This is a genomic window from Streptomyces sp. NPDC007346, from assembly GCF_040703535.1.
Taxonomy (GTDB): domain Bacteria; phylum Actinomycetota; class Actinomycetes; order Streptomycetales; family Streptomycetaceae; genus Streptomyces.
The window spans coordinates 1-9,647 of sequence record NZ_JBEYKR010000204.1 but is presented as its reverse complement, the minus strand read 5'-3'; the positions used below and the strand labels follow the sequence as shown (position 1 = coordinate 9,647).

The following is a 9,647-nucleotide window of genomic DNA, read 5'->3' as shown; positions in this document are numbered from 1 at the left end:
TCGGCGCCAGCTCCTTGCTCGACCGGTCCACCAGCAGGCACCCGGCGCTGTGTTCCAGCCCGCGCGCCCTGGTCCCCGTCTCCCGGCGCGGGCCCGGCGGCGCGGTGACCGGGAACCGCCTCTCCGCCTACCTCCTCGACCTGCCCGTCGGTGCGGCCGACCCCCGTGAGCGGCTCCGCACGGTCCGGGCCGCGATGGACCGCAACAAGGCGGCCGGACCGCTGAAGGGCGCCGGCGCCGTCGCCGTACTCGCCGACCAACTGCACCCGCTGGCCCACCGGTTCGGTGCACCGCTGGCGGCGAACGCCGCCCGGGTGCTCTTCGACCTGCTGGTCACCAGCGTGCCGCTGCCGCGCTCCGCGCTCTCGCTCGGCGGCTGCCCGCTGAGCGCCCTGTACCCGATGGCGCCGCTGGCCCGCGGGCAGTCGCTGGCCGTCGCCCTGTCGACGTACGGCGGCCGGGTGCACGTGGGCCTGGTGGCGGACGGCAAGGCGCTGCCGGACCTGGACCGGCTGGCCGAGGCGGTGGAGGAGGAGTTCGACGAGCTGCGGGCGCTGGTCACCGGGCGAGTGGCGGCGCCGGTGTCCTGAGAGCGGCCCGCGGACCGGTTGGCGCCCGGCGCCCTGACAGGCAGCCGTACGCGGCCTGCGGCAGGCTGGAGCCATGCCCGAGCTGCCCGAAGTCGAAGCCCTGCGGGTCTTCCTCGACGACCACCTGGTCGGCAAGGAGATCGCCCGCGTCCTCCCGCTGGCGATCAGCGTCCTGAAGACGTACGACCCGCCGCTGACCGCCCTCGAGGGCACCACCGTCACCGCGGTGGCCCGCCACGGAAAGTTCCTCGACATCGAAGCGGGCGGTCTCCACCTCTGCACCCACCTGGCGCGGGCGGGCTGGCTGCGCTGGAAGGACTCCTTCCCGGCCGCCCCGCCGCGCCCCGGCAAGGGGCCGCTCGCCCTGCGTCTGGTGACCGCGGACGGCGACGGCTTCGACCTCACCGAGATGGGCACCAAGAAGAGCCTCTCCGTCCACCTCGTCCGCGACCCGACGGATGTCCCGGGCATCGCCCGCCTCGGGCCCGACCCCCTGGCCGACGCCTTCGAGCGGGACGCGTTCGCCGCGCTCATCGCCGGGGCGCGCCGCCAGATCAAGGGCGCGCTGCGCGACCAGTCGCTCATCGCGGGGATCGGCAACGCCTACAGCGACGAGATCCTGCACGTGGCGAAGATGTCCCCGTTCAAACGGACCGCCGACCTCGACGAGGACGACATCACCCGCCTCCACACCGCGCTGCGCACGACCCTCAAGGACGCCGTGGACCGTACCGGCGGGGTGGAGGCCGGAAAGCTCAAGTCCGAGAAGAAGAGCGGCATGCGGGTCCACGGCCGTACGGGGGAGGCCTGCCCGGTCTGCGGTGACACCGTACTGGAGGTCTCCTTCAGCGACTCCTCGCTCCAGTACTGCCCCACCTGCCAGACCGGCGGCAGGCCGCTGGCCGACCGGAGGCTCTCCAAGTTCCTGAAATGACCCGGGCCCGGCCGCTCACCGCTCCTTATGTCACCAGCCGCCGTCCGCATGTGCTGCGGTACGGGAACAAGCCGGGATCGACCCGGGCCATCGGCCTCCGGAGCCCCTAAACTCCGGCCTCATGCTGCGCGTACTCGCCGTCGACGACGAACCACCCGCCCTGGAGGAACTCCTCTACCTCCTGCGCGCCGACCCCCGCATCCGCAGCGCCGAAGGTGCCACCGGGGCGACCGAGGCGCTGCGCCGCATCGGCAGCGCCGTGGACGCGGGCCCCGACGACCCGTCCGCGATCGACGTCGTCTTCCTCGACATCCACATGGCGGGCCTCACGGGTCTCGACGTCGCCCAGCTCCTCGCCGGGTTCGCCTCGCCCCCGCTCATCGTCTTCGTCACCGCGCACGAGGGCTTCGCCGTGCACGCCTTCGACCTCAAGGCCGTCGACTACGTCCTCAAGCCGGTGCGCCGCGAACGCCTCGCCGAGGCCGTACGCCGGGTCGCGGAGCAGGTGGGGGAGCGTTCCGCCCCGGTCAACGACAGTGCCACCGACCAGATCCCGGTCGAACTCGGCGGCGTCATCCGCTTCATCCCGATCGACGAGATCGCGTACGCCGAGGCGCAGGGCGACTACGCCCGGCTGCACACCGCGACCGGCAGCCACCTCGTCCGCATCCCGCTCACCACCTTGGAGGACCGCTGGCGCTCGCGCGGCTTCGTCCGGATCCACCGCCGCCACCTCGTCGCGCTCGGCCGGATCGACGAACTGCGGCTGGACGCGGGCAGCATGAGCGTGCGCATCGGTCAGGCGGAGCTGGCCGTCAGCCGCCGCCACACCCGCGCCCTGCGCGACCTGCTGATGCGCCAGGGCGGCCGCTGACCGGAAACCACGGGACGCCAGGGGGCGCCAGGGGAAACCACGGGAAGTCACGGGAGCCACCGGAAGCCGTGGATCCGCTCGTGACCTGGGGTCTCTTCGGCGAAACCTTCCCAGCACCGCCCACCGCCGCCTACACTCCGAGCCCATGTCACAGGAGACCGCACCCCGGCGCGAAGTCGTCACGGGAGAGCCCCGCCGGGTGCGTCCGCTGCCCCGCTACCGCACCCAGTCGGAGATCGAGGAGCAGACCGCCCTCGGCGGTGCCTACGTCCGCTCGCTGATGCGCGGCCAGCTCCGCGCCGGGCTCACCGTCTTCGCCGTGCTCGCCCTCGTCGCGGGCACGCTGCCGCTGCTGTTCGCCGCCCTGAACAGCGCCGCGCTGGTCTGGGCGGTGCTCGGCTTCGCCACCTACCCGCCGCTCACCCTGGCCGCCTGGTGGTACGTGCGCAGGGCGGAGCGCAACGAGCGCGACTTCGCCCGGCTGGTGGAGGGCCGCCCGACGCCGTGAGCACCCCCGACCACACGGCGTCCTGGGTGGCGGTCGCCCTCGTCGTCCTCGCCACCGTCCTCGTCGGCGGCTTCGGGCTGCGCATCTCCCGTACGACCTCCGACTTCTACGTGGCGTCACGCACCGTGCGGCCCCGGCTGAACGCCGCCGCGATCAGCGGGGAGTACCTCTCCGCCGCCTCCTTCCTCGGCGTCGCGGGGCTCGTCCTGCTGCACGGCCCGGACATGCTCTGGTACCCGGTCGGCTACACCGCCGGATACCTGGTGCTGCTGGTCTTCGTCGCGGCGCCGCTGCGCCGCTCGGGGGCGTACACCCTGCCGGACTTCGCCGAGGGGAGGCTCGAATCGCTCCCTGTCCGGCGCCTGGTCAGCGTCCTCGTGGTCGGCGCCGGCTGGCTCTACCTCGTCCCGCAGCTCCAGGGCGCCGGGCTGACGCTCAAGATCCTCACCGGGGCGCCCGGCTGGCTCGGCGACGTACTCGTCGCGACCGTGGTGATGGTCGCGGTGGCGGCGGGCGGCATGCGCTCCATCACCTTCGTCCAGGTCTTCCAATACTGGCTGAAGCTGACCGCGCTCCTGGTCCCCGCCCTCTTCCTGGTCCTCGCCTGGCAGGGCGACGGCCGGCCCCGGGTCAGCTTCGACGACCAGTTCGCCGTCTTCCGCGCCGACCACCCGCTCTACGCGACGTACGGGCTGATCGTGGCGACCTTCCTCGGCACCATGGGCCTGCCGCACGTCGTCGTCCGCTTCTACACCAGCCCCAACGGCCGCGACGCCCGCCGCACGACCGTCGCCGTCCTCGCCCTGGTCGGCCTCTTCTACCTGCTGCCGCCCATCTACGGGGCGCTCGGCCGGCTGTACGCCCCCGAGCTGCGGCACGGCGGCGACGCGGACGCGGCCGTCCTGCTGCTGCCCGCCCGGGTCATCGGGGGACTCGGGGGCGATCTGCTGGGCGCGCTGATCGCGGGCGGGGCGTTCGCCGCGTTCCTCTCCACCGCCTCCGGGCTCACCATGGCCGTCGCCGGGGTCATCACCCAGGACGTCCTGCCCTCGCGCGGCGTACGCCACTTCCGGCTCGCCACCGTCCTCGCCATCGCCGTGCCGCTCGCCGGTTCGCTGCTGGTCAGCCGGGTGCCGGTGGCCGACGCGGTGGGCATGGCGTTCGCCGTCTCCGCCTCCTCCTTCTGCCCGCTGCTCGTCCTCGGCATCTGGTGGCGCCGCCTCACCCCGCCGGGCGCGATAGCGGGGCTCCTCCTCGGCGGCGGCTCCGCCCTCCTCGCCGTCGCCATCACCGTGAGCGGAGCCGTGAGACCGCCCGGCTGGCCGCACGCCCTGCTCGCCTGGCCCGCCGTCTGGTCCGTCCCCGTGGGGTTCCTCGCGATGATCCTCGTCTCGCTCGCGACGCCGGGGCGGATACCGCCGGGCACCAACGCGGCCATGACCCGCTTCCACCTCCCCGAGGCCCTCACCTCGGCGCGCGCCGCCGGGAGGGAACGATGACCGGGGCCGCGATCGCCGTCCTCGTCGTCCTGGTGGCGCTGCTGCTCGGCGCGGGGTTCTGGCTGGGCCGCCGCACCGCCCGCCCGGTGCGCCCGAGCGATGTCGGCACCCCCGTCGAGCACGCCACCTTCGAGACCCTGCACACCGCGTCCCTCGCCGCGCCCCCGCTGCGCGCCGGCCTGACCGAGGAGAGCGCCCGGCGCTCGGCCCGCCGGCTGCGCTCCCTGCTGGGGACCGACGCCCTCTGCCTCACCGACCGGGAACGTGTCCTGGTCTGGGACGGCGCGGGACACCATCACGGCAAGGACGTGATGGGCCACATCGAGGAGCTGCTGGAGGGCGGGCGCGGCACCGCCTTCGACAGCGGCTGCGCCGATCTCGACTGCCCGCTGCGCTGGGCCGTCGCCGTCCCGCTCACCATCGAGAACCGGGTCCTGGGCGCGCTCGTCGCCTACGCCCCACGCGAGTCGGCGGTGCTGGCCCGTGCGGCGGGGGAGGTCGCGCGCTGGGTCTGCGTACAGCTGGAGCTGGCCGAGCTGGACCGCTCCCGTACGCAGCTCATCGAGGCGGAGATCAAGGCGCTGCGGGCGCAGATATCCCCGCACTTCATCTTCAACTCCCTCGCCGCCATCGCCTCGTTCGTCCGCACCGACCCCGAGCAGGCCCGCGAACTGCTCCTGGAGTTCGCCGACTTCACCCGCTACTCCTTCCGCAGGCACGGCGAGTTCACCACCCTGGCCGATGAACTGCACTCCATCGACCAGTATTTGGCGCTGGTCCGGGCCCGCTTCGGCAAACGCCTCTCGGTCACCCTCCAGGTCGCCCCCGAGGTGCTGCCGGTCGCCCTGCCGTTCCTCTGCCTCCAGCCGCTGGTGGAGAACGCGGTCAAGCACGGCCTGGAGGGGGCTGTCACCGTGCCCCGTACGCGGGCCGAGGACGCCGCCGCGTTCCGGATCACCATCAGCGCGCTCGACGCCGGGTCGGAGGCCGAGGTCGTGATCGAGGACAACGGCGGCGGCATGGACCCCGAACGGCTGCGGCGGATCCTGCGCGGCGAGGCCACCACCTCCACCGGCATCGGCCTGCTCAACGTGGACGAGAGGCTGCGCCAGGTGTACGGGGACGGGTACGGGCTCGTCATCGAGACCGGGGTCGGCGCGGGCATGAAGATCACGCTCCGGCTGCCCAAGTACCGTGCTGGAGTGCACGGTTCATGAGCCCTGCCCGGCCCCTGCGACCTGGTGCGCGGCGGTGGGAGGGCTCCTGACGGGCGGTGGGGCGCATCCGCGGCGGTCCGCCCGGTGGCGCCGTCCGGGCCACATCAGCACAGGTGCACGGCCAGATGGCCCAGGGGCAGCCCCAGTTGCCAGGCCGGGGTCCACACCAGGGCCTCTCCCTCCCGGTCGGGCCCGCCCCCGGCCGCCGGCTCCCGGGGCGCCGTGACGATCGCGTCCAGGTCCGCGGCGAGCAGCTCGGTCCGCTCCAGCCACCGCCAGGCGGCCCGCGCCATCGCCAGGTCGGGGTCGCCGGGTCCGGCCCGCCGCTGCGACTCCGTGAGCCGCTCGCAGACCCAGCCGCGCCAGGTGGCCCCGTACGCCGTCAGCAGCCGCAGCTCGTCGACGCGCGCCTCGGACAGCGCGCCGGGGACCGGGGCCTGCCTCAGGAGGCCGGAGAGGAATATCGTGAGCGCGAGCGCCTCGCGCCCGGCCCGGAACTCCAGCGTCGTCGGTCCCATCAGGTCGCCGGTGCGTAACAGCTCGTCGGCGATGTACTCCGTGTACAGCCAGGCCATCGGTACCGGCAGCCCGTCCCCACCGGTCCCATCCGTATCCTCGGGACGCATCCCGTCTCGCCTCTTTCCTTGCTCGGTACCGGGCTTCACGCAGCATTGAACCGGGGGCGGACGCCCCGCGTGGGCAGAAGCGGAGGATCGCCCAGGAGATGCGAGGCTGAGAATGAGTGCCGACCCCGGCGACGACCCCCATGTGCGCCTGCTGCTGGGCGCGTATGTGCTGGACGCGCTGGACGCGGAGGAGACCTGCCGGGTCGCCCGCCATCTCCAGCACTGCGACGCCTGCGCCCGGGACTACGTGCAGGTGGCGGATGCCTCGGCCCTGCTCGCGCTGTTGCGGGCGGAGGACCTCCGTGAGTAGCCGGGCAGATTGCGCGAGAGCAGCCGCAGGGCGTAGTACGAACGGGACTTGACGGTCCCGGCGGGGATGCCCAGCACCTCGGCGGTCTCGCCGACGCTCAGCCCGCGGAAGTAGATCTGCACCAGCACCGCACGGTGTTCGGGGCTGAGTGTGCGCACCGCCTCGCGGACGTCCAGGGCCCGTACGGCCGAGTCCGCGGTGTCCTGGTCGGCCGGGGTGCTCTCCAGCACCAGGTCGCTGACCTCGGCGGGGCGCGCCAGGCGGGAGCGCCGGGCGTCGATGGCGAGGCGGCGGCCGACGGTGAAGAGCCAGGGCCGCATCGAGTCGTAGGGCGCGTCGAAGGCCTCCGGGTGCTGCCAGGCGCGTACCAGGGTCTCCTGCACCAGGTCCTCGGCCCGCTGCCGGTCGCCGAAGGTCAGGCCGAGCAGGAAGTGGAAGAGGGCGGGGCCGTGTTCCCGCTGCAACTTCGCGATGGCCCGCTCATCGGTCGTCGTCGTGGTCTTCATGAACGTCCTTTCCCGCGGGAGGCCCGCGTACGGCCTCGCTGCCGCCTGGCGTATCCGAACGCATTCGGCGGCGCAGGAACAGGCGGTGCGCCGAGGCGTGCGACGAGCGGTCGCTCAGTGCGGCGAATGGTGCGGCGAACGGTCAGGGGGCCGTCGGGGTCGGACGGTACGACCAGTTCAGCTAGGTGTGCGGCAATGCTCCTTGATTGAGAAGTATGAAGATATGTGTAGTCGGATGGTCGTAATCATCCGAACATGGAGTCGAGCAGATGACGCAGCGCATCCGACCGGGCGCCGTGGCCGCCCTCGCCCTCCTGCTCGCGGCCACCGGCTGCACCGGGCAGCAGCCCCCGGCGCCCGCCCCGAGCGCACCCCCCGCCGCGGCCCCGGGCGCCTCCGGTCAGGAGGCCGACGTACCGCGCCCCTTCACCCTCCTCGCCTCGGGCGACGTCCTGCCGCACTCCTCCGTCATCGACCGGGCGGCGGCCGACGCGGGCGGCCGGGGCTACGACTTCACCCCGATGCTCAAGGGCGTCGCCCCCGTCGTCTCCCGCGCCGACCTGGCCCTCTGCCACATGGAGACGGTGTACGGGAAGGCCGGCGGCCCCTACACCGGCTACCCGAGCTTCAAGTCGCCGCCCGAGATCGCCACCGCCCTGCGCGCCACCGGCTTCGACTCCTGCTCCACCGCCTCCAACCACACCCTGGACGACGGGGCCGAAGGCGTCGGCCGCACGCTCGAAGCCCTGGACGCGGCAGGCGTCCGCCACGCGGGCTCCGCCCGCTCCGCCGCCGAGGCCGCGCGCCCCACGATCCTGCCGGCGGGTCCGGGCAAGCGGGCGGCGAAGGTCGCCCACCTCGCGTACACCTACGGCACCAACGACATCCCGCTGCCCGCCGGGAAGCCGTGGACGGTCAACCTGATCGACGAGCGGAAGATCGTGGCGGAGGCGAGAGAGGCCCGCCGGGCGGGGGCCGACGTCGTCGTGCTCTCCGCGCACTGGGGCACCGAATGGCAGGACGAACCGGACGCCGGGCAGCTGGAACTGGCCGAGCGGCTCACCGCCTCCCGGACCGGCGGACGCCCCGACATCGATCTGATCGTCGGTACGCACGCCCATGTGCCCCAGGCGTACGAGAAGGTCAACGACGTGTGGGTCGTCTACGGCATGGGCGACCAGATCGCCGGCGCGATGATCAACTACCAGGGCGTCCAGGACCCGCGCGGCAACCAGAGCTCGATGGGCCGCTTCACCTTCGCGCCGCCCGCGCGGCCGGGCGGGCGCTGGACGGTGGAGAAGGCCGAGTTCGTCCCGCAGTGGTACGACACGGCCACCGGGCGCGTCGTCAACCTCAACACCTCCGTCAAGGCCGGCGCCGACCACCACCGCCAGGTCCGCGACCGCATCCGTGACGTGGTCCTGGGCCGGGGCGCGGCGGCCGACGGCCTCGTGATGGGGGAGTAGCCGAGAAGGGTCACGGCACCACGGTGACCGGCCAGCGTCCCGCCTTCACCAGCCGGACGGCCACCGAGCCGATGAACCGGTGGCCCGCCGACTCCGACGCCCCCACCACCACGGCGTCCGCGGTGAGTTCGTCGGCCGCCGTCACCAGCCCGTTGTACGGGTCGCCGCGGAAGGTGTGGAACTCCCAGCGCACGTCCCAGGTGTCCTTCAGCCGCTCCGCCGACTCCCGGATCTCGTCGACCAGCTCCTGGGCGACCTGGCCCGTCACCTCGCCGACGGGCACGCCCAGCGCGGCGCCCGAGGGGATCACGGGCTGGACGTAGACGAGGGCCAGCCTGGCGTTCTGCCGCCGGGCGAGACCGGCGGCGTAGGCCGCCGCACGCATGGACGAGTCCGACCCGTCGAGCCCGGCGACGATCACCTTGGGCCCGTCCGTACCGCGTTCGAACTGATGAGGCTGCTGCTCTGTCACGGTTCCGAGGCTATCGGCTCGCCCGGAAGGCGCCGAGGCGGGCCGTCCACCCGGCCCGGCCCGCCGCCGGCCGCTGCGTCGAATGGGTACAAAACGGACGGATCTCGGGTGTCACCGGCCGGGGAAGGCGCCTGGCCGTGCGAGCAGTTGGCCATGAGACGTGACCACCTCCGGCCCGACCGCCGCACCCTGCTGAAGGTCGCCCTCGGCCTCGGGACCACCACCGCCGTCCATCTGATCGCCGCCGACCCGGCATCGACCCCCACCCGCCCCGCGCGGGCCGCGGGCCCCCCGCCCGCCGGACCGCCCGCCCACCTACCGGGCAGGCCGCCCGCGTACCGCCTGGAGCCCATGACGGCGGCCGCCCCGCCCCGCTTCCGGCCGGCCAGGCCCCCGGTACGCACCCGGCCCTTCGAGGAGCTTCCCGACCTCGGCCGCTCGATGGTGCTCAGCTTCGACGACGGCCCCGACGCCCGCTACACCCCGGACATCCTGGCCACCCTGCGCAAGCACCGGGTCCGCGCGATGTTCTTCGTCTGCGGCGAGATGGCCCGACAGCTCGGTGAAGTCCAGGAAGCCGAAGTTCATCGGTTTCTTGATCTTGTAGGCGTATTCGCCCGTGAGCAGCACCCAGGAAATGTGCGT

Annotated in this window: 12 protein-coding genes; 9 read left to right on the top strand and 3 right to left on the bottom strand. The window is 73.3% G+C overall.

The features are described 5' to 3' along the window. The 6 genes from AB0917_RS31850 to AB0917_RS31825 form a co-directional block, all read left to right on the top strand. Positions 1-590 (top strand): WSD1 family O-acyltransferase (locus tag AB0917_RS31850; protein WP_366823186.1); only part of this gene is annotated, 590 nt, incomplete at its 5' end. 73 nt (positions 591-663) lie between these two features. Then, a complete protein-coding gene (locus tag AB0917_RS31845; protein WP_366823185.1) occupies positions 664-1,524 on the top strand; it encodes a DNA-formamidopyrimidine glycosylase family protein in 861 nt (286 codons plus the stop codon). A gap of 121 nt (positions 1,525-1,645) precedes the next feature. Then, positions 1,646-2,398, top strand: a complete 753-nt coding sequence (locus AB0917_RS31840) for a LytTR family DNA-binding domain-containing protein (RefSeq protein ID WP_366823183.1) — start codon at positions 1,646-1,648, stop codon at positions 2,396-2,398. A gap of 145 nt (positions 2,399-2,543) precedes the next feature. Continuing rightward, positions 2,544-2,906, top strand: a complete 363-nt coding sequence (locus tag AB0917_RS31835; RefSeq protein WP_366823181.1) for a hypothetical protein — start codon at positions 2,544-2,546, stop codon at positions 2,904-2,906. Further along, complete coding sequence (locus tag AB0917_RS31830; RefSeq protein ID WP_366823180.1) at positions 2,903-4,405, top strand: cation acetate symporter; 1,503 nt, start codon at positions 2,903-2,905, stop codon at positions 4,403-4,405. The genes AB0917_RS31835 and AB0917_RS31830 overlap by 4 nt, the downstream gene beginning before the upstream one ends. After that, entirely contained in the window at positions 4,402-5,622 is a 1,221-nt protein-coding gene (locus AB0917_RS31825; RefSeq protein WP_366823179.1) for a histidine kinase, read from the top strand. The genes AB0917_RS31830 and AB0917_RS31825 overlap by 4 nt, the downstream gene beginning before the upstream one ends. 104 nt (positions 5,623-5,726) lie before the next feature. Here the strand turns inward: AB0917_RS31825 and AB0917_RS31820 are convergent, their stop codons facing one another. Beyond that, positions 5,727-6,248 (bottom strand): hypothetical protein, encoded by a 522-nt coding sequence (locus tag AB0917_RS31820; RefSeq protein WP_366823178.1) that lies wholly within the window; start codon positions 6,246-6,248, stop codon positions 5,727-5,729. A gap of 112 nt (positions 6,249-6,360) precedes the next feature. On the opposite strand from AB0917_RS31820, the gene AB0917_RS31815 reads away from it, so the two are divergent. Beyond that, positions 6,361-6,558 (top strand): zf-HC2 domain-containing protein, encoded by a 198-nt coding sequence (locus AB0917_RS31815; RefSeq protein WP_366823177.1) that lies wholly within the window; start codon positions 6,361-6,363, stop codon positions 6,556-6,558. Here the strand turns inward: AB0917_RS31815 and AB0917_RS31810 are convergent. Beyond that, positions 6,492-7,064 (bottom strand): sigma-70 family RNA polymerase sigma factor, encoded by a 573-nt coding sequence (locus AB0917_RS31810; RefSeq protein ID WP_366823176.1) that lies wholly within the window; start codon positions 7,062-7,064, stop codon positions 6,492-6,494. The two genes, AB0917_RS31815 and AB0917_RS31810, sit on opposite strands and share 67 nt — an antisense overlap. Before the next feature lie 269 nt (positions 7,065-7,333). Here AB0917_RS31810 and AB0917_RS31805 point away from each other — a divergent pair, with 269 nt between their 5' ends. After that, entirely contained in the window at positions 7,334-8,530 is a 1,197-nt protein-coding gene (locus tag AB0917_RS31805; protein ID WP_366823175.1) for a CapA family protein, read from the top strand. Between the two features lie 10 nt (positions 8,531-8,540). On the opposite strand, the gene AB0917_RS31800 is transcribed toward AB0917_RS31805, so the two are convergent. Beyond that, positions 8,541-9,002, bottom strand: a complete 462-nt coding sequence (locus tag AB0917_RS31800) for a universal stress protein (protein WP_366823174.1) — start codon at positions 9,000-9,002, stop codon at positions 8,541-8,543. A 153-nt stretch (positions 9,003-9,155) separates the two neighbouring features. Here AB0917_RS31800 and AB0917_RS31795 point away from each other — a divergent pair. Continuing rightward, positions 9,156-9,647 (top strand): polysaccharide deacetylase family protein (locus AB0917_RS31795; RefSeq protein ID WP_366823173.1); only part of this gene is annotated, 492 nt, incomplete at its 3' end.

What these genes read in the sequence shown, in the direction of transcription:
- AB0917_RS31820 (WP_366823178.1), bottom strand. Translation starts at nt 6,248, where the DNA reads ATGCGTCCCGAGGATACGGATGGGACCGGTGGGGACGGGCTGCCGGTA.
- AB0917_RS31835 (WP_366823181.1), top strand. Translation starts at nt 2,544, where the DNA reads ATGTCACAGGAGACCGCACCCCGGCGCGAAGTCGTCACGGGAGAGCCC.
- AB0917_RS31810 (WP_366823176.1), bottom strand. Translation starts at nt 7,064, where the DNA reads ATGAAGACCACGACGACGACCGATGAGCGGGCCATCGCGAAGTTGCAG.
- AB0917_RS31825 (WP_366823179.1), top strand. Translation starts at nt 4,402, where the DNA reads ATGACCGGGGCCGCGATCGCCGTCCTCGTCGTCCTGGTGGCGCTGCTG.
- AB0917_RS31815 (WP_366823177.1), top strand. Translation starts at nt 6,361, where the DNA reads ATGAGTGCCGACCCCGGCGACGACCCCCATGTGCGCCTGCTGCTGGGC.
- AB0917_RS31845 (WP_366823185.1), top strand. Translation starts at nt 664, where the DNA reads ATGCCCGAGCTGCCCGAAGTCGAAGCCCTGCGGGTCTTCCTCGACGAC.
- AB0917_RS31840 (WP_366823183.1), top strand. Translation starts at nt 1,646, where the DNA reads ATGCTGCGCGTACTCGCCGTCGACGACGAACCACCCGCCCTGGAGGAA.
- AB0917_RS31805 (WP_366823175.1), top strand. Translation starts at nt 7,334, where the DNA reads ATGACGCAGCGCATCCGACCGGGCGCCGTGGCCGCCCTCGCCCTCCTG.